Here is a 25,815-nt window from a genome sequence, read left to right on the forward strand (position 1 = left end):
TCGGCGGGCCTCGTCGGGCTCTGGCCGGGGACAGGGGCTCTGTGCGACAAGTCGGCTGCCCGTGGGCAGTCTGTCCGCTTCGCCGATGTTGGGCGACGAACTCCCGAGTTATGCCCGGGACGGGCCGCGACCGACTGGACGCGCCGTGTCCATCGCGCGGCGGAGTGATCTCTGCGAGCACCCCGCCGGCACTTGTTTCACCGCAGAGCAGGATTGTCTTTCCAAAGGGTTCCAGCGGCAAGCTCGGCGTATCCTAGATTGTAGACTGCCCGCATGTATTCGGTATTGAACGGGTCGGACATCGAATAGGGGAGTTGGACGTCGATGGACGCGAGATGGAAACGCGCCCCGGTCAACTTGGAATAATTGTAGAGGGCCATCAGCGCGCCCTGTGTCTGCGACTTCACGAAGATCGAGTACGCCCTTGCGATAACGGACAGGGTTTTGTCCGGTGTAGTGGCAAATTCCGGCATCAGCGCATTGTTGACAATTACGTAGAAGTTGACGCTCTGCCGTCTGGATGGCACGAGGCTCTTGTCGCTCGCCAAGAGAACTTGCGGAAGCATTAGGACCTGCGAAGCGGAACCCCCATCCGAATGCATCTCCTTGAATTTGCGCCCAGCCGACTCGGCCTCGATCATCACCGCAGGGTAAACGCCGGGGATACTCGCCGACGCCACCAGAACGTCCTGAAACAACTTCAACGCCTCTGGGCGACCACTGTCGGCAATGGCACCCATGTTCCAGATGACGGCCCGCTGTGTGTCAAGGTTGGTCGTTAGCACAAAAAGGCGGCGACCTTTCCGGTGTTCGACTGCAACCTGCGCCAGGATCGTGGGGGTAATGATCCGCGCGACCATCCGCGTGAGCGGCCCGGAACTCAATAGGCTGGGACCCAGCACTCCAGCTAGGCTCTTGCTTGCAGCGAGACCCTTCGCAACGCCACTCGTGTACAAATGCACCAGTGTGCCGTCATAGGCGGACCCGAGGAACGCCAGCGGTGCGATCAGGGCTCCTGTGCTCACCCCGGTGACGATGTCGAACTTAGGGCGGGTCTGCGCAGCGCTCCACGCAGAAAGAACGCCCACACTGAAGGCTCCGCCCGAGCCGCCGCCAGAGATCATGAGGACGTCGAGGCCACCCGGCTTAACCGCAGGTGCCCACTGCTCGCCATTGTTGGGAAACTCACTGAACTGGGCGTCGAGGTAGCTGCGGATCTCGCCGTAGCCGGTGATGGAGGCCTTTGCTGCCTCCTTAGCGTCAACGGCTCGGTCCAGCGTCTGCATGCAACCAGTGAGGAGGAGGGCGGCCGGAGCCACGACCATCAGCAGTCTGACCATATCGGCCGCCAAACGTGTGGCGGCCATGACCACCGCAAAAGCGGGCACCAAGCCGAAGTCACCTCGACCACGGAGAATTTCTTGCCGAGCCGTAATCATCTTTGGGCATAACCTCGGTTCGTTGCGCCGCGCTCGAAGGCGATAGGCTCGCGAACGTTGGGTGGGTCGGCTTCCGGCGCAGGGAGATCGTTTACAGGCTTTGTCAATCGTACAAGGCGTTTGACTACCTCGACTCCGTCGTCGATGAGCGTGAAGATTATCGGAATGACAATGAGGCTAAGCAGCGTCGATGCTATCACACCACCAATCACCACAATTGCCATCGGTTGCCGGAAACTTGAATCGCCACCCGTCAAACTGAGTGCGACAGGAAGCATGCCCGACGCCATGGCGATGGTGGTCATGACGATGGGACGCGCGCGCTTGTGGCAGGCGTCTATGAGAGCATCGAACCTGGACATGCCCTGACGGCGCGACATGATTGCGTACTCGACGAGGAGGATCGAGTTCTTAGTCACCACGCCCATCAGCATGAGCAAGCCGATGACAACCGACATGGAGAAGCTCGTTCCGGTTGCCACCAATGGAAGCAGTGCGCCACCGATCGAGAGCGGAAGGGCCATCAAGATGGTGAACGGCTGCAGGAAGTCATGGAAGAGCAGAACGAGTACCGCGTAGATGCAGAACACACCGATCGCCATTGCCAGGGCGAAACTCTGCATCATCTCTGAACTGCGTTGGAGTTCGCCCTGCTGCACCAGGGCCACACCCGCTGGCAGGTTCTGGAGGGCGGGAAGCCCCATCGCCTCGCGATTGACATCTCCCAGGATGCGGCCGTTCAGCTCGACCGAAAGAGTGACGTTGCGCATTCGATCAATGCGGTCGATCTGCGAAGGGCTGCCGCCGATACGGATGTCAGCGATCGATCCGAGATCGACGCTACCACTCGTTCCGACCACCCTGATATTCTTGATGTCGTCGAGAGTGGTGCGTGCCGCGGGGGCGAACCGGACGACTATGGGGACCTGCCGCTGCGGCAGATTGAGCTTTGGCAAGGCTGAAGAATAGTCGCCGCTTGTGGCCACGCGCACGGCCTCGGCGATGGAGCTCGATGTCACTCCCAGGGCCGCTGCCCGTGCGAAATCGGGCACAATCTGAACTTCTGGAGCCTGCCTCGACGCAGACGACGTCACCGCCCCGATGCCGTTCAGCGTCCGTAGCTGTTCCTCCACCACCGTGCCTACACCATCAAGTACGGTGGAATCGTCACTGGCTAGCGTGATGTCGAGCTTGGTTCCGGATGCTCCGCCACCGGTTTCGACACGGATGCCGGGGAGGACCGAGAGAGATTGGCGGATATCCTTTTCGACTTCCGACTGCTTCCGGCTCCGCTCCTCGATCGGCGTCAACGTGACAACAAGCGTGGCGGTGCCGACACTGCTCGTCGTTGTAGCATCAGGACCGCCCCCGGAGGCCGCCGAGCCGACCGACGCAAAGACATGCGTCACTTCATCGATCTTGCCGACGATGTCAGCCGCCTTGCGGGTTGTGGCTTCTGTCTGCTCGATGGTTGCGCCGGGCTGCAGAGTGAGCGTGACTTGTGTCCGAGCTTCATCGGCGGCGGGCAGGAAGCCCGACTTCAGGAATGGAATGGCAGAAAGTGACAGCGCAACGACGGCTGCCGTCAAGCACATCGAGATCTTCCTGTGTCTTAGCGCCGCCTTCGCGATGGCCATGTAGACGCGCATGATGCGGCCATCCTTCTCTTCAGTCGGATGGGCCTTCATGAAATACGCGGCCATCATCGGTGTCAGTAGCCGGGCGACGACGAGCGATGCGAGCACGGCCACTGCCGCGGTAACCCCGAATTGTCGAAAAAGAAGTCCTGGAATGCCGCTCATGAAGGCGGTTGGCAGAAAGACGGCGACGAGCGTAAAGGTGGTCGCGATCACAGCTAGCCCGATCTCGTTGGCGGCCTCGAGCGCGGCATCGAGTGGGCTCTTGCCCATCTTGAGGTGACGGGCGATGTTTTCGACCTCAACGATAGCGTCGTCAACGAGAATACCGACCACGAGCGACAGAGCCAGCAACGTCACGATGTTGAGGCTGAAGCCGGCCAGATACATCGCGAGAAACGTTGGAATGACAGACAACGGGAGCGCCACGGCCGACAAGATCGTGGCGCGCCAATCGCGAAGGAAGAGCCAGACGACGACGACCGCAAGGATTGCCCCCTCGAACAGCATGTGCATCGAGCCGCTGTAGTTGTCGAGGATGGGGCCGACTGTGCTATAGGCCTCGTCAATCCGTACGTTGGAGTGCGTTGCTGCAAACTTCCGCATCGCCGCCTCGACGTCAGCGGCAACCCCTGTATCGGAGAACCCGTTCGAGCGTTTGATCTCGACCGCAATCACGGGTTGGCCGTCGAGGTAGGCTGCGGATGACCGGTCCGCAAAGCTGTCTGCGACAGATGCGACCTCGTCCAGGCGAACTTGTTGCCCGTTGGCGAGGGGAATACGAAGTTCTTTCAGGTCGTCGACAGAAGGCACGGCACCCAGTGTCCGCAGCGTCTGACGGGTGCCGCCGATCTCTCCGAGACCTCCCGAGGTGTCCGTTTGGACCGACTTCAACTGCGCTGATACGGTGGCCGCGGTGACCCCGAGCGATGCCATGGTCGTAGGAGCGAGATCGACATGAACCTCGCGGTCGATCCCGCCAACACGGCTGACCTGTCCTACCCCCGGCACGGACAGGAGCGCCTTCGTCATGTCGTTGTCGACAAACCAGGATAGCTCCGTCTCGTTAAGATCTGCAGAGCGGATCGCGTATGTCACCAAGGCCGCGCTCTGCACGGTGACCTTGGTCACGCTCGGCGTCTCCATCTGGGCGGGCAGGTCAGCCTTGGCACTGTCCACGGCATTGCGAACCTCGTTCAGCGCCTCTTCACTGTCCTTCTCCAATTTGAAGGAAACCCGAATCGAGACTGTGCCGTCGGTGACCGTCGTCGTGATGTGGTCGAGGCGGCTCAGGGAAGAGAGATTATCCTCGATTACGCGGGCAACTTCCGTCTCGAGTTGCGTCGGCGCTGCACCGTCTAGCGAGGCGACGATACTGATTGTCGGAAGGTCCATGTCGGGGAAGTTCTGGACCGGGAGATGCTTGAATCCCAACAGCCCGCCGACGGTAAGCATCGCGAACAACAATATCGCCGGAACAGGGTTGTGAATGGACCATGAGGAGAAGTTCATCAGCGTTCTCCTGCGATGGTCACAAGGGCGTTCTCCGAGAGAAACGCCCCGCCTGCCGCCACGACTTTCGCTGACTGCTCCATGCCGGAAACGATTTCGACTTCGTCGTTCCTGCGCCGCCCCGTTTCGACACGCACCCTTCGCACGCGGTTGTCCTTGTCCGCTGCAAACACGTAAGTTATCCCGTCACGGAAAACGATTGCCGTCTCGGGTACCGTGAGGGCCGGGGTGAGCTGGAGCTCGATGCTACCAGTCACATAGAGTCCAACGCGCGACTCGAGGTCGGCGGGAAAAGCGACGTAGACGATCACGCGACCGGTGCCGGTGCTGACCAAGGGGCCAACGAGCCTCACCTTGCCTTGAATGCGCCGTCCACCAGGCCCGCGGATCTCAACGGACTGTCCCTCTGTGATGCTTGCAAAGTAGTGCGCCGACACTTCGGCCTGCCACTCCACCCGCTGTTGGCGGACCAGTCGGAATAGCTCCGTGCCGGTCGACACGACCGCACCGAGATCGGCGGTGCGCGAAGTGACAAGTCCGTCGTCGACGGCCGTGATGGTCGTCTGATCGAGCTTGATCTTCTGGCTTTCGAGGGCCGCCTTTTCTGATTCAAGGCCTGCAATTGCAGTTTGCTCGTCGGTCAGCCGCTCGGCGATCTTTTCGTCAGAAAGCGCCCCGGAAGGGCGTAACTGCCTGGCGCGATCCGCATTCGCCCTGGCTTTCGCCAAAGTCGCCTTGGCGGTTTCGACTGCGGCCTCCTGCTTGCGAATATCTGCCCGGACGGTGTCCTGTGAAAGGCGGACAAGGGTCTGCCCCTTTGTCACAACGGAGCCGACGTCGACAAGAACTTCGGTTATGCGAAGGCCGCCCGTCTCGGAGGCTATGATTGCTTCTTGCCAAGGCTTCAGCCAGCCGCTTGCAGGAATTGTCTCTGGCCATTCTCGCTGTTTGGGAATCACCAAAGAAACGGTGAGGGTGGGGGCGGCGGGCTGATCCGCCCCTGCACTGCTGCTGAACGGCAACAGGAGCGCCAAGCCAAAAATGGCGGAGACAGAGACAATCGGCTTTCTCAACGATGCTTTCCTCGTGGTTTGCCGCATCCGGAGAGCCATTTCAACTCTGCAACCGATGCCACCGCGCCACGAGTAGCGGGACGAACGTAAAGTGCGGTCAAGTTAGTGTTAAGCTAAGTAAAATTCGGCCTCAGACCTGCATTTGTGCGATATGAGTGACCGGGCTGAATGACGGGCAAAGGTAAATGAACAAGGTTCTCCTCATCGACGACGACATCGAGCTGACGACACTTCTGCAGGAGTACCTGACGGAAGAGGGGTATGATGTTGCAACGGACACGGACGGCCGCGCAGCTATTGCGGCTGCTGCTGGCAACGCGGTGGACATAATCGTTCTGGATATCATGATGCCGCGGATGAACGGGATCGAGGTGCTGCAGAGGATAAGAAAGCTGAGTCAGGTTCCCGTCCTCATGCTCACTGCCAGGGGCGACGACGTCGATCGGATATCCGGGCTGAACCTCGGAGCGGACGACTATGTGCCTAAGCCCTGTTCGCCGGGAGAACTCGCGGCGAGGTTGCGGGCAATCCTGCGCCGAGCAAGCCAGCCTTCGGTCAACGCATCTACCGACACGCTCAGAGCGGGACATCTCGCGATGCATCCAAGCAGCAGAACCGCCGAGTGGCGCGGGAAGCCTTTGGATCTCACCGGAACGGAGTTCAGCCTGCTCGAGGTTCTCGCCCGCAACGCTGGCCAGCTTGTGTCGAAGCAGGACATCTCGAGGCGGGCCTTTGGAAAGCCGCTGACCCCGTTCGATCGTCGGATCGACGTGCATATCAGCAGCGTTCGCCAGAAGCTTGGACTTAGAGACGACGGACAGCCCTGGATACAGTCGGTCCGTGGTCAAGGCTATCAACTGCTTCTGGACTGATCCATGCCCCGGCTTTTTTGGAAGTTTTTCGCGACCATTTGGCTAACGCTCGCGACAACTGTCGCGGTCATCATCCTAACGGTCTACCTCTTTCAGATCCCGCCTCCCGCGGGGGAACAGGAACACCAGGAGCGAACCGTCATCCTGAACCTTACGGCGAGCGTGCTGACAACAGATGGCGAGGATGCCGCCGAGCGCTTCGTCCGCACAAGCGAGGACACCGTGCCGGTCGGCCTCACGCTCTTGAAGAGCATGGACCCCGGTGCATGTTCGGACGAGACCACGGCAGACACGAGATCCGTCCTGAAGGACGGACGTTGCTACCACATTTCTGTTGCCGCTCACGCAAACGTCGTCTTTGACTATCTTGCACTGTCAATGCCGTGGATCGCGATATTCATCTCCAGCACGATTTCAGCCGCTGCGCTCGCCAGATATCTTATTCGCCCTGTCGTTCACCTGCGCGATGGCCTGAGCGCCCTCGCGCATGGCCGTTTCGAGGTCCGTATCGGGAACGAGATGGCTGGGCGCAGGGACGAGGTCACTGCGCTTGCGCATGATTTCGACTCCACTGCAGCCCGGCTGCAGGAGCTTCAGGATGCACAGCAGAGGCTCTTCCACGATGTGTCCCATGAGTTGCGCTCGCCGTTGTCCCGATTGCAGGCCGTCGTTGGTGTTCTTCGACAAAGCCCGGCAAAGCTCAATGTGATGCTGGATCGAATGGACCGGGAGGTCGAGCGGCTCGATGCGCTCGTCGGCGAGGTCTTGACGCTAGCGCGCCTGACAGCCAAATCTACCGCCCCTCTGAAAACGCAGACCTTGGATGTCATTGACCTCCTCAACGAAATCCTGAGCGACGCAGCATTCGAGGCACAGGCGCGAAACATTTCGATCACCAAGAGCGTGGATGGCGTCTTCCCTGCCGAGGTCGAAGGCGAACTGATATACAGAGCGATGGAAAACATCGTCCGCAATGCCGTCAAGTACACCGCTGACCAGTCGCGGATATCGGTTTCATGCGCGACGACCGCCGACATTCTCAAGATCCGCGTGGTGGATCAGGGGCCGGGCGTCATACGAGACGAACTCGAGCGCATTTTTCAGCCATTCTCCCGCGGGAACGATGCCGGGCCGAGAGGGGGATATGGTCTTGGCCTCGCGATCGCACGACAGGCAGTGGAGCGGCACGGCGGGCGAGTCTACGCCTCGCTGCCGGAGACAGGTGGTCTGGCCATCACCCTCGAACTCCCCCGCAGGCCGACCCCTCAAGGTCCGTCGGGCGATCAAAGCCCGATCCATACCAATTGAGCTGGGGGGACCCGGCGAGCCGCAGATGGTGCCTTTTAGATTTTACCCAACTTTACACTGCCTTTACGGCCATTAACGCTGGCAGCGCTAAAACCTGAGCCACGATCACGGCTCAGAGATTTGGCAAATGACGTTCGGCCTCCAGATACCCGAAATACCTCCGCGCGCAGTGCTCTGCGTGATACTTCTGTCGTCAGTTTCCTCCTGTGCAAACGTGCCATTGCAAGCAGGAGCGACGCTTGGATCCTACGCGGGGATGACAAAGTCAGGCGGCGCTCTGACGAAGGCGAATCTCCGCGTCGATGCATCGCCGCTACTCGCTGCGCAGACGGTGCGGATCGTGCCGACGGCGGCGCAAGTACGCAGCGCCGGAGCCATCGGACCCGAAGACCTCGCGCTTGTCACCAACAATATCGACCGAGCCCTCTGCACCGGTCTCAGCGAACGGTTCAAGGTCGTGGCGGCGAACCAGCCGGCAGACCTGGTCGTCCGCGCGACGGTCACAGATATCGTCAAGACGAACCGGGCGGCTGCGGCGACCTCGACGGTTGCGTCCCTCGGTGTCGGTGCGGTGTTCGCCGTTCCAGTTCCGAGGCTTCCGATTGGGCTCGGCGGTCTTTCGGTAGAGGCCGAAGCGGTTGGCCAGGACGGGTCGCAGGCGGCCGCCATGGTCTGGGCGCGCGGTGCGAACATGCTTACGACAAGGGCGCGGATATCGATGATTGGGGATGCCTATTCCCTCGCGTCCGCGTTCGGCAACGATTTCGCCCGCATGCTCGTCGCTGGCCGTGACCCGTTTCATGGATCAACGACCGGGCTGTCATTGCAGAAGATGAAGGCGTCCCTCGGCGGTGATCCCAAATACGAGGCCTGCAAGGCATTCGGATCCGCCTCCGGTCTGAAAGGGGCTGTTGCCGGCCAACTCGGTCTACCGCCAGCCTGGACCGACAAGGGTGCCGAACCCGTCCAGGCAGCACATGCGATCGGCGCGTCCGCTGCGGTCGCTGTTCCCAACGGCATGCTGGCAGCTCCATCTCAAACCAACCAATAGAACCCTGAAAGGATATCGCATGAAGACGAATCTCAGGCTCGCAGCCATGTGCGCCGCAATTCTTGCCGCTGACGTCGCTTTTGCTGCAAGCGCCCCGACGTTCCTGCAGTCCCAAGAGGTCGCGGCCGTGTTAGCCGATGGCCAGCCGTGGTCGGCGCTTACACCGGATGGCAAGACACTTAAAGTCACCCTCAAGACTGATGGTACAGGAAGCATCCGCGGACCTCTGCCCTTTACGCTTTCTGTCACCTGGGTTGTCAGCGGCGAGACCCTCTGCATCGACGGCAGGATGGGGAAGCGGTGTCTGCGGTTTAGCAAGGTCTCCGGCGGCCTGCAGGGTTGGGACGGCAACAAGCCTGATCTGAGGTTTAGCCGCTAGCGGCATGGGACCAAAAGCATTGCGTCCCATGAATTCCGAGAAAATCTATGGTGATCTCGATGAAGTGCACAACGATCTTGATGTCGCTGTCAGTTACGCTGGCAAGCCAGTCGGGTGCGGTGGCCCAGGTCCCGCCTCCCGTTCTGCTCCCGCCGCCTGTGTTGCTCCCTATTCCCGGGCCTCCCGCTCCTCCACCACTTTTAGTGCCGCCGCCACCGCCGGACTATGTCCAACGATACGATCTCGACCGGTGCGCGTATGGCCATCGCTACTCAGCCGACAACGGTAGGTACCAGCCTCAGGATGGCCCTCGAGGGCATTGCTCCTTCCCCTGAAAACGGAGCGGTGAGAGGCGATGAGGCGAAGCCGTCGGACCCCACAAGCTTTCACGGTACTCCCTCGCCGTGGAGGCGGAGGGGGTCGTGACCCGCGCTCCGGCAGGACGCCTGCACCCAAACCCGTTCATGGCCAACTGAGAAACGACGACATGAGAAACCGCCCCGCAAGGCGAATTTTGCTCTCCTTCAGGAACAAAGCGCTGAAGACCGTGCTCGGTTTCTTGGGGCTCTTGCTGATTGCGGGCTGCGTGGTTGGCCCTGACTACGAGCGACCTCAGCTTGCCGTTCCAGTTCAGTGGGGAAGTGGCAAGCCACAGAAACCAGCCAAGCAGCCTGATTTATCGAGGTGGTGGCGACAACTCGACGATCAGCTACTCGACAGTCTGATCACCGAGGCCGTCGGAGGCAATCTGGACGTCGCTGTTGCCAAGGCTAAAATCCGTGAGGCGCGTGCAACCTATCGGCAACAGCAGGGGGCACTCCTTCCTGCGGTCGAGGGGGCCGCGTCGGCAACGCGCACGCGTTCGGGGGCGTCGGTTGTCGGCTCTGAGCCGAGCGTCTACAGCCAATATCAGGCTGGCTTTGATGCGAGTTGGGAACTCGACCTCTTTGGGGGAAATCGGCGCGCCCTTGAAGCGGCACGGCATGGCGCGGAGGCTGCCGAGGAAGACCTGCGCGACACGCTGGTCACGCTCGTTGGAGATGTCGCGTCCTACTACGTTCAGGCACGGGAATACCAAGCACTCCTTGCGCTCGCCCGGCGGTCTTCCGAATCCCAGGTGCAGACCGCAAGGCTGACACGAGAGCAATTCCGGGCCGGCGAGGCAACCGGCGTTGACGATGCCAAGGCGAACGCTCAGGCTCTCTCTACCGCGGCCGACATACCAACGTATCAAATCTCCTACGCCCAGGCCGTACATCGCCTCAGCGTCCTCCTCGGTCAGCCACCTACAACGCTGGAGGCGAGGCTGAATGGTGGTGGTCCGGTCCCGTTGCCGAAGGAGCCCGTTGCGACGGGGATTCCGGCCGATGTTCTCCTGAATCGCCCGGACGTACGCTCAGCAGAGCGGAACCTCGCGCAATCCACCGCGAAGATTGGGCAAGCAGAGGCTAACCGCTACCCGTCGATCAGCTTGACGGGAAGTATCGCATCCTCGGCGTTGAGTCCGAGCGACTTGGGCAAGAAATCGACGCTCGGTTGGAGTATTGGCCCGACCCTCGTTGTGCCGATCTTCCAGGGCGGGCAGCTCAGGGCGGCCGTCGACGTCGCAAGGGCCCAGCGTGACCAATCCTACGTCGCCTACCAAGCCGCTGTACTGAAAGCTATGGAGGAGGTCGAGAACGCGATTGTCTCGCTGTCCCAGACGCGGACGCGCTATGCGAAACTCGGTTCCGCGACCGCATCGTACCGCCGGGCCACTGATCTCTCGCGTACGCTGAATGAGGCGGGTGCAGCCGATTTCTTCGATGTCCTCGATGCAGAACGCTCCCTTTATGCTGCCGAGGAAGCGATGATCCGAAGCCGCGCCGACATCGCCGCTTACTTCATCGTACTTAACAAGGCACTCGGCGGCGGCTGGGACGGCGGCATCGACGCGTCAAAGCCCGCCGTCGTCGATGTCGATGCGCGGCCCCGCCTCGCGCACTCCAGGCCGAAGGTAGGCGGCTAGACTTGCATGGACTCCACATGGCCGCGGTTGACTAACCGGGCTCTCTCGATTGACGCGCCCTGTTTGGCCACGGCGGGGTAGAAATGCACGATGGTGCATTATTGTTTGCTCAATATTGCATTAATACGCACACTCGTGCATATGTGAGCAAAGATTCATGCAGCGAGGTTACAAAAATGAGTCCAACCACTGTGGTTTTCGACATCGGCGGCGTGTTGATCGATTGGAACCCTGCCTATCTCTATCGCAAGCTCCTTCCAGACGATGCGACCGTTTCTAAATTCCTAGCCGAGGTCTGCACATCCGCTTGGAACGAGCAGTTCGACGCGGGTATGCTCTTCGCCGATGGAATTGCCGAACTCAGCGCTCGCTGTCCGGAACACGCCGAGTTGATAGAGGCGTACTGGAGCCGCTGGCACGAGATGTTAGGTGGGGAGGTGGAGGGAACGCCTCAGATTCTGGCGCGACTGAAATCGGCCGGTGTGCCTGTTCACGCAATCTCCAATTGGTCGGCTGAGACTTTTCCACGCGCGCAATCGATGTTTCCGTTTTTAAACGATTTCGATGTTCTGGTGGTTTCCGGACGGGAGCGGCTCGTCAAGCCAGACTCAGCAATCTTCGATCTGTTCTTGAAGCGTGCAGACGCGCGTGCGGAGGATTGCATTTTCATCGACGACAATCCCGCAAACATTGCTGCAGCGTCGAGACTCGGATTTCAAACCGAACATTTTCAGACCGCTGCCAAGCTAGAACTCAGATTGACAGCCCTTGGTGTTCTTGCCCCGCTCGAGGAGATCGCGGGATGAGCCCCGAAAAGGAGGAACTGGCAGCCCTTTCACCAGTTGAACGTCAGGCCATCATTCTGGAAAAGGTCAATGCCTCCGGCCGCGTAACGGCTGTCGCGCTGGCTCAGGAATTCGAGGTCTCAGAGGATTCAATCCGGCGCGACCTGCGTGAGCTCGTCGATGCAGGGCTGGTCCAGCGGTTCCACGGAGGGGCGTCGCGCCTCGTGACTCCGGCCCTCGACTTCCATCGTCGTGAAACACTCGGAACTGAGGAGAAGCTACTGATTGGCCGAGCCGCTGCCGCGGCTATACCAAACGGTGCGACGCTGCTCGTTGATTCAAGCACCACCGTGGTTCAATTCATTCGTCAATTGCCGGCGGCGCTGTCGGTACGCATCATCACGAGTTCGGTGGACGTTGCGGGAGCAGGGCTCGATCATCCGCTCGCGGAAGTCATCCTGCTTGGGGGAAGGCTAAGTAGGTTCACACGTAGCGCCACAGGAGCCAGCGCAATCGAGGCGGTGCGCGAGCTCAGAGTCGACTTCTGTGTGCTGGGAACCTGCGGCATCGACGATGACCTGATGCTTCGCGCAGACGACTTCGAGGACGCCTTCTTTAAGAGGGCAATGATCAGGGCGTCGAACAAGACCTTGGTGCTCGCATCATCTGACAAGCTCGGACAGGTGGCCACGCACGAAGTCGCGCCGATCGCCGCCGTATCCCAGCTCTTCACCACAAGCCAAGACAGTTCGATGCTAACGCGCATTCGCGAGATGGGCGTGGATGTCGAGACGGTCTGACACATTCAAAGAGGGATATTATGAGCTATTCGCCGGATCAGGACGCCAGGGCGGTGTTGTTGCCTGCATTTGACACTCTCGATTTCGCGGACGTCATGGAGCCGTTTCTCGAGCAGGGAGGATACGCGGTCCTGATCGGGGAGACGCGCGAAGAATATGTGGCGCGGACCATGTCCGAGACGAGGCTCTCAACCGAAACGGCAAGCCTCTTCCGCGGAGCGATAGAGAGGCTGCTGGCGAAGTGCCCAGACCTCATCGTCGCCGTGGACCAGGAAATGGGTGGAATCCAAAGGCTGCAGGGTCTGGTTCCGCCTCTGCCCACATTGCGTGAGGCCAGTTCGCTCACTGATCAAGCCGTGGCTGACTGCTGTTTCCGAACAGCCAGTGGCGCACGCGAGCTTGGAGTGACCATGTTCCTCGCACCGATTGCCGATGTCGCGGGCGCGCAAAATCCCTGGCTGTGCAATCGGCAGATGGGGACCGACGCCGCGACCGTAGCGAAGCTTGTCAAGGCATTCGTCACGGGCGTTCAGAAGGCCGGGGTTTCTGCCGTTACCAAGCACTTTCCAGGATTCGATCACCTGACCGGTGACCCGGCCCTCGTTGATGTTTCGTTACACACGACACTTGAACGCATACTGCAGAATGCGCTGCCGTTTAGGGCAGCCATCGAGGCAGGAACCAGAGCGATTATGACTGGGCCCGCACCAGTTGCCGCGATCGATGCGGAAAATGCCGCGAGCACGTCGCCTGCCGTCGTTGGTTGGTTACGGCAGCAATTCGGGTTCCAAGGTCTGGTCGTTAGTGATGATCTCGATGCGCCCGCCACCATGCGAGGTAGGTCGCTTTTGCAGACCGCGGTCGCATCGATCAATGCTGGGGCGGATCTACTGCTCGTTGGCGGTGGGCCGCACCTCTGCGATTTGTCTGAAGGCATCGCGGCCGCCGCACGGACCGGCGAGGTCTTGGCCGAACGTTTGTCGGACGCCGCGAGCAGGGTGAGACGGCATGCTGCGTTGACCTAACTCCCATCGGAATACGGGTGCTCTCCACAAGCGCCTAACCTCCGGTTCTACGGGTTGGATCAAGACGAAGGCACGAGAAAGGAGCGGGATACAGCGCTCCGAAACATATGCTGTGATCGCGACGCGGCAAGAATGCACACGACGCGCAATTCGCGTCATCTTGCATCACCTGTTTTGACGTAGCGAAATCGAAAGTCCTAATCCCAACGGATACCCTGCGGTTCATTGATCGATACACCGGGGGTCGGATGGGAACGCCTAAAGGCAAGCCTAGCATCCGGTGTCGTTCTGCCGCTCCTTCATTGGCTGACGACGCCGGATCGCGAGCAGTCGACAAACACACCGGCGCTCCACCCGGTTTGGAGTGGGTGCGCTCGCCTCTCACTCACCTCATCTCGCGCGTCGGCACCCGCCTTTCTCCCGAAAGCCGGAATCCATGGCCAGTTTTCGCGCTTGTCGTGCATGAATTCACCCCGAACTATGAAACCGCCCGCGCAGGTGCGTGGCTCGCCGAACGCACTTACTTCGACACGAAACTAGCATTGGCAAGTGCTTCCGCCCGGTCGGGATCCAGATCGTTCTCGACGACAAGCCGGTCAATTTCCGTGGCTGTTGCGATCCGATATGGTGCGCGTTCACCACAGCTCTCCGCCGTCGCAGTGACGACGCACGCCACGGGACACGCGGCTTACGTTCCGTCACGGTGGCACCTCAGCCGCGCCCGCAAAGCGCAACGCGCATAGAAGGATTCGCATGCCAGATACTCAGTCCCCCTCCACTTGCACGATGCGCAGCGAACGAGATTCACTTGGCGAAGTCGAAGTACCGGCGGACGCCTACTATGGCGCGCAAACCGCCCGCGCGATCGGGAATTTTCAAATCTCCGGGACCCCGATCAGTCACTACCCGCTGTTCATCCGGGCTCTTGCATTGACGAAAAAGGCGGCAGCTCTCGCCAATCACCAAATCGGCGACCTTACGTCCGAGAAGAAGCGGGCGATAGCGATGGCCTGCGACGATGTGGCAAATGGCCAGTTGCTGGACCAGTTTGCGGTCGACGTCTTCCAGGGTGGTGCCGGAACCTCAACAAACATGAACGTTAACGAGGTTATTGCAAATCGGGCACTCGAGCATCTTGGCCTCCCTCGGGGGCGCTTCGACGTCATTCATCCCAACAATGATGTGAATCTCGCGCAATCGACAAATGACGTCTATCCAACGGCAATAAGATTGGCGTTGCTCTTCAGCTACCGGGAGCTATCGACCGCGATTGAACGACTGGCCTCCGCATTCGAAGCAAAGGCTGGAGAATTCGGAGACATCGTCAAACTTGGAAGAACCCAACTCCAGGACGCTGTCCCGATGACGCTCGGACAGGAGTTCATGGCCTTTGCCGTGACCCTGCGAGAGGATGTCCTCCGACTAGAGGAGGCGGCTCGACTCCTTGAAGAGATAAATCTTGGTGGTACCGCGATTGGAACAGGTATCACGGCTGATCCCGCCTACACGACGATCGCAACACAAGAGCTCTGTAGGATTACCGGGATCGAGCTACGACCGGCATCGGACCTTGTCGAGGCCTGTTGGGATACCGGCGCCTTCGTGCACCTTTCCGGAACCTTGAAAAGGACAGCGGTAAAACTGTCCAAGATCTCGAACGATCTACGGCTGCTTTCCAGCGGCCCGCGCGGCGGCTTTGGCGAGATTAATCTCCCTCCGATGCAACCAGGCTCGTCAATCATGCCCGGAAAAGTGAACCCTGTCATTCCGGAGGTTGTGAACCAGGTTGCATTCCAGGTCATCGGAGCAGACCTTGTTGTAACGTTGGCAGCTGAAGCCGGACAGTTGCAATTGAACGCGATGGAGCCGGTGATTGTTTTCAACCTGTTGCAGTCGATGAAGCTGTTGACGAATGCGAGCGAGACGCTCACCGCCAAATGCATTGTCGGCATCACCGCCAACATCGAGCGTTGCCGGCAGAACCTTGAAGCTGGCACTGCACTGGCGACTGCACTTGTATCACTTCTCGGGTATGAGCGATCCGCGCAAATCGCGAAGGAGGTTCTGGAAACCGGCCGTACTATAAGCGAGGTACTTGAGACGACGCTGGCGCTGCCGGCGAGCGTCAAGAACGACCTGCTAAATCCTCTCCATCTCACGAAGCCGTCGAGACTTCGGACACGGAACTGCTAACGTGCGAAGGGCGACCCACGCAGGTCAGGAATGGTAAGCGTGGAGCTCGCCTTCGCAGGCTTGCACTGCGCAGAGCCGGGAAGCGCACTGGTTCAAGCACGTCGCGGGACGGGCAAGCTCTTTTAACGCGCTTTGAGTATTCGAGCTGGCCCGCCTGCCTAGAACGCGGAAACTAGGGCCACCAACGAGTCGCGTTGAACTAACGCAGCGCCCTCGCGAGCTTCGCCAGCTTTTTCCAAGAACGACCAGATAGGGCCTGACGAAAGGAAGAGAAGGCCGATCAGGACCGCAGCAACGGCGAGATGAAGATTGGCGGTTTTGGCATATCGGATAAACACCACTTTTTCCTCCAGGTTCCTCTGTAGATTTGAGTGTCATTGAAACTGCTTTTGTTGTCCCCTTCTCACTCTTCATCTAAGTGACGCAAGTTGACGCACGCTAATGGTGGGCGACGGCGGCACGTGCGCGGTTTCGACCTGCAGATCGGAATCGGTGTTGCGTGGGGTCAAGACAGACCCAACGGCGGCTTGCGTTGATTTTAGTTGCGACCAAACAACACAGCTGGCCACCTTCCCTTGAAGCGCAGAAGTCCCTCATTTCCTCGGGCGAGCCAGAGATCGGTGACAGCGATCATGTCGTCGCGAGACGTTACGACCTCTGTACACATATGTTCTAGTTTTGTGCTTTTGGGATCGCATAATGTATCGACTGGCACTTGCCCAGCTTCCCCGGGGCTGGCCGCTCTTTTTGAATAACTTAGTGTTGGCCGTTTGGCGATCAGTATGCTGGTATGGTTGGCCCGGCAGGACTAGAACCTGCATGACCGAATGGCGACGGATTTTACGAACTTAACAAACTTGACGAACTTCTCCTTCTCGACTAGATTGTAGTTGCAGGAGGCTGATGACCATGCCCAATACGAAAACTGTTGCCAACGAGCCCCGAAACGCTTCTTCCAACATTGCGCTCTCGATGAAGCTGCCCCGGAAGGCAGATTTCGAGAAGGCGTTGATCAGGCAATACGCTAAGGCGATTAAGTTGAGCCGAGAGGCCGGCCATCAGGTCAGTTTCCGTGTCGTCGTGGATCCGTTGGCCGGAGCGCAGACGATTTCAGTCGTTGAAGAAGAACCGCAGTCTCATCAGGTTGCGTTTCCGGTAGAAGAGGCACCAGAGCCGGACGACGAGCTCCAGGCAGCGTTGACTGCTGCACGGGAGCGCGGCCGGCGTCGGGTGGCGGAGATTCTCGCCGAGAATGATATGCTGAGCGCCGAAACGTTCGCGGACCTGCTCGGCGTTTCGCGCGTCACGGTCAACACAAAGCGGCAGAACGGGCAGGTTCTTGGTCTCGACGGAGCCAAGCGGGGTTTCCGGTTTCCGTCATGGCAACTCGACAGGGACGGTCGGCCCTATGGCATACTGCCCAAACTGCACGAGGTTCTCGGCGGTGCATGGGCGGTTTACCGCTTCCTTGTCACGCCGCACGGCGCTTTGGATGGCCGGAAGGCTCTCGATGCGCTGAAACGCGGTCAGGATGATGAGGTGGTTGCAGCGGCAGAGAGTGTCGCCCGTGGTGATTTTCGCTGAATGCCCGGAATCAAGCCGCCCGCGGGGTTCGAGACTTCCGTGCTCGACATCGAGACCATTCCTGCTGGTCGTCGATTTGGACGAATCTATGCTAGTGCCTTTCCCGACCCGCTAGGATATGGAAAGACGCCGAGCCGGTTCAGTGATCCCCGCCGGCGTGACGCGGCAAGGCGCTTTGGCGTCGTCTATTTGGGCGACACACTCAAGGTCTGCTTCCTAGAGGCGGTCCTGCGTGATAGGCGCGATGGTCTCGTCGGCGATCTACCGATCGAGGAAAAGGAGATTTACGCACGGCGCTATGCAGAGATTGAGACGATCGCGAATCTCCGCCTTGTTGACCTCCGCGAAGACCACGCGATCAGAATGGGAGTGCCGACGGATGTCACGAAATCTTCCCGCCAAAGCCTTGCGCGGGCGTGGTCGCTTGCCTTCCATGAGCACCAATCCGTGCCGGACGGCATAATTTATCCATCCCGCCTAAATGGACATACAAATCTCGCGATCTTTGGCCGTGCCATTTCAAAATTGTCGGCGGTACACGTGGTGCCATTGATTGGAGCACCAGGCCTTGCCACCGTGATAAACGATCTTCGCGTGAGCCTGGTCGACATCATCTGAGATCGGCATGGTGCCCCCAAGTCTTGATCCCATGTGGCTCTCGTGCCGATCACTTACGAGGTGAGCGCAAGGCTTGTTCCCATGTTGTTCTCTTTGTGGGCCAAAATAATCGCATAATGTATCGTCTGCAACTAGCGAGGTCAGCAAGCGGGCGCTTCAGGAGTGGAAGCCAAGCCGGCGCGATTGAAACGTCGCGGGTGCTGAGAAGCTGAAGCGGCCGCGAACGACGGGCAGCCGTAGCATGAGTTTAAGAAGCCCCAATTGCTTTTGTCCGAAGCTATGTGTGAATTCCACCAAGACATTGAAAGCCCGAAGCTCCGACGCTGCGCAACGGGCACCAAGGCAACATCGGACAATAGCTAGCCTTGCTTGCATCACTTTGCGCTCTCGCATTCTTCTACCCTGCCAAGCCCCCTCCGTTTTCGAAACGTAACGGTAACGGCGTCGCCCTCTGCGACCTGACCGAGCCTATATTTCACAGTTCCAATTTCAGCCGGATGTTGACTGTATCAAAATCTCTGATACAGATCAGACGCGACGTTTGGGGGAATATATGAGCACGCGATTTCTGATGATCGGTCCGCAAGACGGCCAGGATGTGTTGAGATGCCTTGCCGCTCCCGCGCGGCTATCGATGCTGGATCTCTTGCACAGCCGCGGACCGCTGAACGTCAATGAAATCGCAGAGGCACTGGAGCTGCCGCAGTCGACCACATCCACCCATCTCAATCTGCTGGAGGAGGCGGGACTGATCCGCACAGAGGTTTCCAAAGCGCGCAAGGGCAGCCAAAAGGTGTGTCATGCCGTGCACGAGGAAATCATCCTCTCCTTTGCCAGCCATGCCCAAACCGCCCAGGAATTGATCGAAGTGGCGATGCCAGTCGGCCTCTATAGCGGATACGAGGTTTACGCTCCCTGCGGCATGTGTTCTCGCGACGGCATCATCGGTTATCTCGACAGCCCCGACACATTCCTCACACCGGACCGGATGAAGGCTGGTCTGCTATGGTTTTCAACGGGATATGTCGATTATCAGTTTCCCAACAATGCCCGCATCAAGGGAGCGGAGGTCAAGGAACTTGAGGTCATCCTGGAGCTTTCCTCCGAGGTGCCGGGAACCTCAGACAATTGGCCGTCCGACATCACGCTTTCCATTAACGGCAAAAGCATCTTCGCCTGGACCTCACCTGGCGACTTTGGCGATCGTCGCGGAAAATATACGCCCGACTGGTGGAAGCTTCGGGGCAGCCAGTACGGCGTGCTTAAGTCCTTCCGCGTCACCGAAAACGGGACCTTTATCGATGGTGTGCGCTTTTCCGACACCAGACTGGCCGACCTGAACCTGCTTGAACATCGCTCGATCCGCCTGCGGATCGAAGTTCCTGAAACGGCCGAGCATCCCGGCGGGATCAATATCTTCGGCCGAGGTTTTGGCAATTACGATCAGGACATCGTGCTGCGATTGAAGATCTGATTTTGTCATTTCGGCGCGTGTCGCCGAAAGGCGGATTGACGCCTGCGTCCTCCTGTGTAAATTATCATACTAATTGATATATATCCGATATTTGGATATTCAGGGAGAAAAAGCATGCGCGCAGTCGGTACCGCTCACAGCGGTTACATCATCAGTTCTGTTGATCCACGCCTCTACGGATCTTTCGTCGAACATCTCGGCCGCGCCGTCTATTCGGGTATCTACGAACCGGATCATCCAACTGCCGACGAGAACGGTATGCGCCGGGACGTCATCGACCTCGTTCGGGAAGCTGATGTGCCGATCGTGCGCTACCCCGGCGGCAACTTCGTTTCGGCCTATAACTGGGAAGACGGCATCGGCCCGCGCGAAGAACGGCCCGTGCGCCTTGATCTCGCCTGGCACAGCTCCGAGAGCAACCACGTCGGTATCCATGAATTCGCCGATTGGGCAGAAGCCGCAAACACCGACATGATGCTCGCTGTCAATCTCGGCTCGCGGGGCCTGGATTCGGCTCGCGCCTTCCTTGAATATGTCAACCATCCGGGCGGCAGCTACTGGTCGGATCTTCGCCGCAAGAACGGTCGCGAAGAGCCGTGGAACGTCAAGTTGTGGTGCCTTGGCAACGAGATGGACGGTCCCTGGCAGATCGGCCAGAAGACGGCGGAAGAATATGGCCGCATCGCGTTCGAAACAGCAAAGGCAATGCGCGCCTTCGACAAGTCGATCGAGCTCGTAGTGTGCGGTTCGTCCTCGCCGAAGATGGCGACCTACCCGGCCTGGGAAGCCACGGTGCTCGACTACACCTACGATTCCATCGACTACATCAGCCTGCACATGTACTTTGACAATCACGCAGGCAACACGGCCGACTATCTGGCGCAGAACGCCCGTCTTGACGACTACATCGCAACCATTGCCGGCGTGATCGCCTATACCAAGGCCAAGAAGCGCTCCAAGAAGGATGTCTATATCAGCTTCGACGAGTGGAACGTCTGGTATCATTCCCGCGAGGCCGACCGGAAGATACTGCAGGGTAACGACGGCTGGCCGCATGCCCCCGCCCTTCTGGAAGACATCTACAATTTCGAGGACGTGCTGCAGGTGGGCTGCATCCTCAACACCTTCATCCGCCGTTCGGATGTGGTGAAGGTCGGCTGCCTGGCGCAACTCGTCAACGTCATCGCCCCGATCATGACCGTTCCGGGTGGCCCTGCCTGGCGGCAGACAACGTTCTTTCCCTATGCCTACGCCTCGCAGTATGGCCGCGGCAAGGCGCTGCAGTTGGCGCTTCATTGCCCCGGCTATTCAACCGACTTTGCCGAAAATGTCGCCTATCTCGACGTCTCCGCCGTCGAAACCGAGGCGGATGGCGCTCTCACCTTCTTCATCGTCAACCGCCACCAGACGGAAGCGATCGAGCTTGATCTCTCCCTCGAAGGCTTCGGCGAACGGAAGGTGATCATGGATAAGGTCATCGAAGGTCACGATCTTCGTGCCGCCAATGGACCCGGTAACCAAGCGATCGAGCCGCGCGACGGCTCGGGCGCATCGGTTGCCGGTCGCCGGCTCGTCGCCGCCATCGCTCCGCTTAGTTATCGGATGATCCGGCTCGGCGCGTAAGACGGCAATGACAGGGAGGAGGGACCATGTCAGCATCGATTGAGATCACCAACGTCACCAAGCGCTACGGCGCGCTCACCGTGCTGGACGACATCTCGCTGTCCATCAAGGCAGGCGAGTTCGTCGTCTTCCTCGGGCCTTCGGGCTGCGGCAAGTCGACGCTTCTGCGCATGATCGCAGGCCTGGAAGACGTGACGAGCGGCACGATCGCGGTGGGCGATCAGCGCGTCGATACGCTGCCGCCGGGCAAGCGGGGCGTCGCCATGGTCTTCCAGTCCTACGCGCTTTACCCGCATATGACCGTTGCCCAGAACATGTCCTTCGGTCTGGAAAACATCGGCATGCCAAAGGAGGAGATCGAGCGTCGCGTCCGCCAAGCCGCCTCGACTCTGGAAATCGCCCATCTTCTCGACCGAAAGCCGCAGAAGCTTTCCGGTGGGCAGCGCCAGCGCGTGGCGATCGGCCGCGCCATCGTCAAGGAACCGAAGGCGTTCCTGTTCGACGAACCGCTCTCGAACCTCGATGCTGCCCTTCGCGGACGTACCCGGTTGGAGCTCGCCCAGCTTCATGGCCGCCTCGGCAGCACGATGATCTTCGTAACGCATGATCAGGTGGAAGCGATGACGCTCGCTGACCGCATCGTCATCATGCAGAACCGCAAGATCGAGCAGATCGGTACGCCGATGGAAATCTATCGACGTCCTGCAACTCGGTTCGTGGCAGGTTTTGTCGGCTCGCCAGCCATGAATTTTTTGCCACTCAAGAGCGTGTCTCACGATAGCAATACACTGACCGTCGCGACGAACGGTCTTGGCGAGATCCGTACCGCCTTTCGTTTGCCGCCCAGCTTCTCGCCTGAAGGTGCGAGTCTTGGCATTCGCGCCGAGGATGTGACCGTGCTGCCAACTGGTCAGACCGGCATTGCGCTCAAGGCGGAAGTTGTCGAACGACTTGGCGATCGCACGCTGATCTACGGACAAGTGTCTGACGGCACGAAACTGACGGCCGAAACCGACGGGCGCAGCGAGGCGCGTGGCGGCGACATTTTGCAGATCGCGCTCGACACGACCGCCATTCACCTTTTCGACGCCGCCGGTATCGCCCACCATTCGGAGGGCGATTGACATGGCTGAGAGCTATCGCCGCAGCCAGTGGAGCAACGGCCTTTTCATCCTTCCTTATCTATCTGTCTTTGTCGTGCTTTTGGTCTTTCCGCTCTTCTGGGGCGCGTGGTTGAGCCTGCACAAGGTCGATCTCTTCGGGCCGGGCCGTTACGTCGGCGTTGGAAACTATGCGCGCGTCCTGGCCGATCCAGTCTTCCTGCAGGCATTGCGCAACACGGTCATCTTCGTGCTCGTGAGTGTGCCGTCGCTCGTTGTACTCGGACTTTTCCTGGCACTTGCGCTCAACAAGACGACGCGAACAACCTCGTTCCTGCGCGGCCTGTTCTTCTCCTCGTCCGTGCTCTCGGTTACGATCGTGACGCTGATCTGGCGTTTTGTCTTCATTCCCGGCGACGGGCTGTTGGCGGTTGTTTCCGAACAGCTCGCAATACAGCCGATTAACTTCCTTTCGACGAGCGGCTGGTCGCTGTTTTCGGTCTGCGTCGCTACCGTGTGGTGGTGCCTCGGCCTGCCGATGATGCTGTTTCTTGCCGCTCTGCAACAAATCCCGAACGATCTCTATGAAGCCGCGGCGCTCGACAATGCCAGCCCATGGCGCGTGCTCACCCGCGTGACGCTTCCCTCGATCGCACGCACCATAATGCTGGTCACGATTGTCCAGATCGTGATGCAGTTTCAGCTGTTTGGCCAGGCGCAGATCATGACGAATGGCGGCCCCAACGGCACGTCGCGACCGCTCGTCATGTATATCTATGAAGTCGGTTTCGTGCGCTGGGATGTCGGCAAGGCTGCTGCAGCCTCCGAGTTCCTTTTCCTCATCATTCTCGTGGCGGCGATGGCGCAGTATGTGGTCTCGACGCGCAAGTCGGAGGCCTCCGAATGAGCACGGATCAAAAAACATATCGTTCGGATGCCCTGACCGGCAATCGAACCCTGCTTACGATCGCCATTGCGCTCTCGCTCGCCATGATGGCGCCGGTCGCCTGGCTCGTCGGCCTGTCAATCAAGGACAACAAGGAACTGATGCTCGGCACGGAATCGGTATTCCGATTGCCCTACACGCTCATCAACTACGTCAACATCGTCCACTCATCGCAGGCCTTTGGCTGGTTTTTCAACAGCGTGGTGGTTGCGATCGGACAGACGGCGGGAGTGCTGATCCTGTCTTCACTTGCCGGCTATGCCTTTGCCCGCCTCGAATTTCCGTTGCGCAAGACGATATTCGTCATCGTGCTCTTCGGTCTTGCTGTGCCCGAACAGGCAGTCATCATCGCCCGTCACCAGATGTTCAATTGGTTTGGCCTTCACAACACCTATGTCGGACTGATGCTGCCTGGCATGTCGTCTGCCTTCGGGGTTTTCCTGATGACCCAGTTCTTCAAGGCTATCCCCAAGGAGATCGACGAGGCGGCACTGCTCGACAATGCCTCTCCGCTGCGCATTTTCTGGAAGGTACTCTTGCCGCTGACGCTGCCGGCCCAGGCGACGCTCGGCATCTTCACCTTCCTGCATGCCTGGAACGACTACTGGTGGCCACTGATCTCCGCCACGAGAAAGGAGATGTTCACGCTCACCATCGGCATCGCCTCGTCCCAGACCAATTTCGCACAAAGCGAAGGGCTCGGCTTTCTCAGCGCACAGGCAGTTTTTGCCAGCCTGCCGGTGCTGATCGTCTACGTGATTTTCCAGCGCCATATCGTCACCGCGGTTTCGAGCGGTGCTGTGAAGTGACTGCTGCTGCGGCCGGGAGGAAATGGCCGCAGCAGGTTTGAACCCGGGCGAGAGCCCGTCAACGGGAGAGATTTACCATGAGACCTTTTCTACTCAGTACGGCAGCATTGATCGCGCTGACCTGCGGCACGTCGGCTCACGCGCAGACGAAGATCGAGTTGCAGCGCTTCTTCGGCGCCTGCGAGGCAGACTATGGTTCCGTCACCGACGTTTCCAAGGCCGTCGGCGAGTGCGGTATCATCACCTCGCTGGTGAACAAGTTCGAGGCCGATAATCCCGATATTGACGTCAATGTGACCACCGTGGAATGGCCGGGTTATGACCAGCTCAACGCCCAACTCTCATCGGGCGCTGCGCCCGACGTCGTGTCCATGCACTACTCCGCGATCTCCGATTATCAGTCGCGCGGTCTGATCGACCCGGTCGATGAGGTTCTTTCCGCGCAGGGCATCTCGCCCAATAGCTTTACGGTTGCCGCCCGTGACGGTGTCACCAAGGAAGGCCAGATGTTCGGCCTGCCCTTCGACAACTGGACGATGCTCTTCCACGTCAACATGAACCTTATGAAGCAAGCCGGCCTCGTCAACGCAGACGGCACGCCAATCCTTCCGAAGTCGGCTGACGAACTCGTAGCTCAAGGTAAGCAGTTCAAGGAAAAGACCGGCAAGCCTTACCTCGTGCAAATCCTCGCCAATGAGACGGCCGCCTATGCGCGGGTACTCTACACACTGCTGCAGCAGCAGAACGCTGACTTCTTCGCCGACCCGACCAAGATTACGCTGAATACGCCCGAAGCCAAGAACGTCGTCGAGCTTATGAAGAAGATCAAGGACGAGGGCCTGACAACAACCGGTCTTGACTATGCGGCAGCTGTTACCGCGTTCACCAACGGCGATGGTGGCATAGCGGTCAACGGCACCTGGCTGATCGGCGATTTCGTCGCACAATCGGAGAAGGAAGGCACCCCCCTTGCGAAAGGCTACACGGTTTACCCGGTTCCACAGCTTTATCCTGGTCGCGACAGTACCTATGCCGACGGCCACAGCTGGGTCATACCGCGAAAGGATCGTTCGCCGGAACAGACTGCGGCGATCGGCAAGCTATTCAAGTTCCTGGCCGACAACGACTTCCAGTGGGCTCGCACCGGTCACCTGCCGGCGGTCAAGGCGGTCTTCGACATGCAGGAATTCAAGTCGCTGCCGCGTCGTGATAACATCGCCGAGGTCGCACAGACTGGCCGCTCGCTGCCGGGCGCCGTCCAGCGCCAGTTTGCCATCCAGGACATCATCGGCGAAGAAGTCGGTGCGGCCGTAAATGGTGACAAGACAGTCGACGAAGCCCTCGGCAGCGCCGAGAGCCGCATCAACGACCTGCTCGCCAATCTTTGATCCGGCGCCAGACGATCTCCCAGAGTGGGGCGTAGGGACTTCGGTCTCTGCGCCCCGATTGTTTTCGCGTCCCGGCCGGGCCGCGTCATATTTCCTTCGCTTCCGTGTTGGAGAGTAAGCGGTGACGTGAGGCCGTTACTTCCTGAAGTTCCAGGGCATCAATGCGTCGATATCACTCGCTGGCCAACCGG

20 protein-coding genes are annotated in these 25,815 nt (G+C 59.4%); 17 read left to right on the plus strand and 3 right to left on the minus strand.

Annotated features, from left to right (window positions below):
• Nucleotides 1–197 precede the first annotated feature (197 nt).
• The 3 genes from V7S54_RS32130 to V7S54_RS32140 all read right to left on the minus strand — a co-directional run bounded on the left by V7S54_RS32130 (nt 198) and on the right by V7S54_RS32140 (nt 5,688).
• Entirely contained in the window at nt 198–1,340 is a 1,143-nt protein-coding gene (locus V7S54_RS32130; protein ID WP_327078052.1) for a patatin-like phospholipase family protein, read from the minus strand.
• Between the two features lie 95 nt (nt 1,341–1,435).
• A complete protein-coding gene (locus V7S54_RS32135; protein WP_065375180.1) occupies nt 1,436–4,588 on the minus strand; it encodes an efflux RND transporter permease subunit in 3,153 nt (1,050 codons plus the stop codon).
• The gene (locus tag V7S54_RS32140) at nt 4,588–5,688 is read right to left on the minus strand and encodes an efflux RND transporter periplasmic adaptor subunit (protein WP_065375210.1); all 1,101 of its coding nucleotides are present in this window, start codon (nt 5,686–5,688) and stop codon (nt 4,588–4,590) included. The genes V7S54_RS32135 and V7S54_RS32140 overlap by 1 nt, the downstream gene beginning before the upstream one ends.
• A gap of 158 nt (nt 5,689–5,846) precedes the next feature.
• Here V7S54_RS32140 and V7S54_RS32145 point away from each other — a divergent pair, with 158 nt between their 5' ends.
• From V7S54_RS32145 to V7S54_RS32225, 17 genes are all read left to right on the plus strand, one after another.
• A complete protein-coding gene (locus tag V7S54_RS32145) occupies nt 5,847–6,533 on the plus strand; it encodes a response regulator (RefSeq protein ID WP_058329003.1) in 687 nt (228 codons plus the stop codon).
• A 3-nt stretch (nt 6,534–6,536) separates the two neighbouring features.
• The gene (locus V7S54_RS32150; RefSeq protein WP_065375179.1) at nt 6,537–7,841 is read left to right on the plus strand and encodes a HAMP domain-containing sensor histidine kinase; all 1,305 of its coding nucleotides are present in this window, start codon (nt 6,537–6,539) and stop codon (nt 7,839–7,841) included.
• Nucleotides 7,842–7,968: 127 nt separating this feature from the next.
• Complete coding sequence (locus V7S54_RS32155) at nt 7,969–8,892, plus strand: DUF3313 domain-containing protein (RefSeq protein ID WP_083203702.1); 924 nt, start codon at nt 7,969–7,971, stop codon at nt 8,890–8,892.
• A 19-nt stretch (nt 8,893–8,911) separates the two neighbouring features.
• The gene (locus V7S54_RS32160) at nt 8,912–9,271 is read left to right on the plus strand and encodes a hypothetical protein (RefSeq protein ID WP_065375178.1); all 360 of its coding nucleotides are present in this window, start codon (nt 8,912–8,914) and stop codon (nt 9,269–9,271) included.
• 487 nt (nt 9,272–9,758) lie between these two features.
• Nucleotides 9,759–11,279, plus strand: a complete 1,521-nt coding sequence (locus V7S54_RS32165) for an efflux transporter outer membrane subunit (RefSeq protein WP_065375177.1) — start codon at nt 9,759–9,761, stop codon at nt 11,277–11,279.
• An 83-nt stretch (nt 11,280–11,362) separates the two neighbouring features.
• Nucleotides 11,363–12,085: an HAD family hydrolase gene (locus V7S54_RS32170; RefSeq protein WP_234793098.1), complete on the plus strand. Its 723-nt coding sequence runs from the start codon at nt 11,363–11,365 to the stop codon at nt 12,083–12,085.
• Nucleotides 12,082–12,864 carry a DeoR/GlpR family DNA-binding transcription regulator gene (locus tag V7S54_RS32175; protein WP_065375175.1) on the plus strand — a complete coding sequence of 261 codons (783 nt, stop codon included), beginning with the start codon at nt 12,082–12,084 and terminating at the stop codon, nt 12,862–12,864. Before V7S54_RS32170 ends, V7S54_RS32175 begins: the two co-directional genes overlap by 4 nt.
• Nucleotides 12,865–12,884: 20 nt before the next feature.
• The gene (locus V7S54_RS32180; RefSeq protein WP_058328997.1) at nt 12,885–13,889 is read left to right on the plus strand and encodes a glycoside hydrolase family 3 N-terminal domain-containing protein; all 1,005 of its coding nucleotides are present in this window, start codon (nt 12,885–12,887) and stop codon (nt 13,887–13,889) included.
• A gap of 753 nt (nt 13,890–14,642) precedes the next feature.
• Entirely contained in the window at nt 14,643–16,082 is a 1,440-nt protein-coding gene (locus V7S54_RS32185; protein ID WP_065375173.1) for an aspartate ammonia-lyase, read from the plus strand.
• 909 nt (nt 16,083–16,991) lie between these two features.
• Complete coding sequence (locus tag V7S54_RS32190; RefSeq protein WP_065375209.1) at nt 16,992–17,666, plus strand: XRE family transcriptional regulator; 675 nt, start codon at nt 16,992–16,994, stop codon at nt 17,664–17,666.
• Entirely contained in the window at nt 17,667–18,284 is a 618-nt protein-coding gene (locus V7S54_RS32195; RefSeq protein ID WP_065375172.1) for an RES family NAD+ phosphorylase, read from the plus strand.
• Nucleotides 18,285–18,837: 553 nt separating this feature from the next.
• Nucleotides 18,838–19,758, plus strand: a complete 921-nt coding sequence (locus V7S54_RS32200) for an ArsR/SmtB family transcription factor (RefSeq protein ID WP_065375171.1) — start codon at nt 18,838–18,840, stop codon at nt 19,756–19,758.
• A gap of 114 nt (nt 19,759–19,872) precedes the next feature.
• On the plus strand, nt 19,873–21,381 hold the full coding sequence (arfA, locus tag V7S54_RS32205; protein WP_065375170.1) for an arabinosylfuranosidase ArfA: 1,509 nt from the start codon (nt 19,873–19,875) through the stop codon (nt 21,379–21,381).
• Between the two features lie 26 nt (nt 21,382–21,407).
• A complete protein-coding gene (locus V7S54_RS32210; protein ID WP_336409870.1) occupies nt 21,408–22,505 on the plus strand; it encodes an ABC transporter ATP-binding protein in 1,098 nt (365 codons plus the stop codon).
• A gap of 1 nt (nt 22,506) precedes the next feature.
• On the plus strand, nt 22,507–23,388 hold the full coding sequence (locus V7S54_RS32215) for a carbohydrate ABC transporter permease (protein WP_336409869.1): 882 nt from the start codon (nt 22,507–22,509) through the stop codon (nt 23,386–23,388).
• Nucleotides 23,385–24,236 (plus strand): carbohydrate ABC transporter permease, encoded by an 852-nt coding sequence (locus tag V7S54_RS32220; RefSeq protein ID WP_065375167.1) that lies wholly within the window; start codon nt 23,385–23,387, stop codon nt 24,234–24,236. The genes V7S54_RS32215 and V7S54_RS32220 overlap by 4 nt, the downstream gene beginning before the upstream one ends.
• Before the next feature lie 77 nt (nt 24,237–24,313).
• Nucleotides 24,314–25,624 (plus strand): extracellular solute-binding protein, encoded by a 1,311-nt coding sequence (locus tag V7S54_RS32225; protein WP_336409868.1) that lies wholly within the window; start codon nt 24,314–24,316, stop codon nt 25,622–25,624.
• Nucleotides 25,625–25,815: the final 191 nt, after the last annotated feature.

The sequence above is a fragment of the Ensifer sp. CCNWLY38 genome, assembly GCF_037120565.1.
Classification (GTDB): domain Bacteria; phylum Pseudomonadota; class Alphaproteobacteria; order Rhizobiales; family Rhizobiaceae; genus Ensifer; species Ensifer adhaerens_H.

Coding starts and splice junctions, on each gene's coding strand:
- V7S54_RS32130 (WP_327078052.1), bottom strand. CDS start 1,340: ATGGTCAGACTGCTGATGGTCGTGGCTCCGGCCGCCCTCCTCCTCACT.
- V7S54_RS32135 (WP_065375180.1), bottom strand. CDS start 4,588: ATGAACTTCTCCTCATGGTCCATTCACAACCCTGTTCCGGCGATATTG.
- V7S54_RS32140 (WP_065375210.1), bottom strand. CDS start 5,688: ATGCGGCAAACCACGAGGAAAGCATCGTTGAGAAAGCCGATTGTCTCT.
- V7S54_RS32145 (WP_058329003.1), top strand. CDS start 5,847: ATGAACAAGGTTCTCCTCATCGACGACGACATCGAGCTGACGACACTT.
- V7S54_RS32150 (WP_065375179.1), top strand. CDS start 6,537: ATGCCCCGGCTTTTTTGGAAGTTTTTCGCGACCATTTGGCTAACGCTC.
- V7S54_RS32155 (WP_083203702.1), top strand. CDS start 7,969: ATGACGTTCGGCCTCCAGATACCCGAAATACCTCCGCGCGCAGTGCTC.
- V7S54_RS32160 (WP_065375178.1), top strand. CDS start 8,912: ATGAAGACGAATCTCAGGCTCGCAGCCATGTGCGCCGCAATTCTTGCC.
- V7S54_RS32165 (WP_065375177.1), top strand. CDS start 9,759: ATGAGAAACCGCCCCGCAAGGCGAATTTTGCTCTCCTTCAGGAACAAA.
- V7S54_RS32170 (WP_234793098.1), top strand. CDS start 11,363: ATGCACGATGGTGCATTATTGTTTGCTCAATATTGCATTAATACGCAC.
- V7S54_RS32175 (WP_065375175.1), top strand. CDS start 12,082: ATGAGCCCCGAAAAGGAGGAACTGGCAGCCCTTTCACCAGTTGAACGT.
- V7S54_RS32180 (WP_058328997.1), top strand. CDS start 12,885: ATGAGCTATTCGCCGGATCAGGACGCCAGGGCGGTGTTGTTGCCTGCA.
- V7S54_RS32185 (WP_065375173.1), top strand. CDS start 14,643: ATGCCAGATACTCAGTCCCCCTCCACTTGCACGATGCGCAGCGAACGA.
- V7S54_RS32190 (WP_065375209.1), top strand. CDS start 16,992: ATGCCCAATACGAAAACTGTTGCCAACGAGCCCCGAAACGCTTCTTCC.
- V7S54_RS32195 (WP_065375172.1), top strand. CDS start 17,667: ATGCCCGGAATCAAGCCGCCCGCGGGGTTCGAGACTTCCGTGCTCGAC.
- V7S54_RS32200 (WP_065375171.1), top strand. CDS start 18,838: ATGAGCACGCGATTTCTGATGATCGGTCCGCAAGACGGCCAGGATGTG.
- arfA (WP_065375170.1), top strand. CDS start 19,873: ATGCGCGCAGTCGGTACCGCTCACAGCGGTTACATCATCAGTTCTGTT.
- V7S54_RS32210 (WP_336409870.1), top strand. CDS start 21,408: ATGTCAGCATCGATTGAGATCACCAACGTCACCAAGCGCTACGGCGCG.
- V7S54_RS32215 (WP_336409869.1), top strand. CDS start 22,507: ATGGCTGAGAGCTATCGCCGCAGCCAGTGGAGCAACGGCCTTTTCATC.
- V7S54_RS32220 (WP_065375167.1), top strand. CDS start 23,385: ATGAGCACGGATCAAAAAACATATCGTTCGGATGCCCTGACCGGCAAT.
- V7S54_RS32225 (WP_336409868.1), top strand. CDS start 24,314: ATGAGACCTTTTCTACTCAGTACGGCAGCATTGATCGCGCTGACCTGC.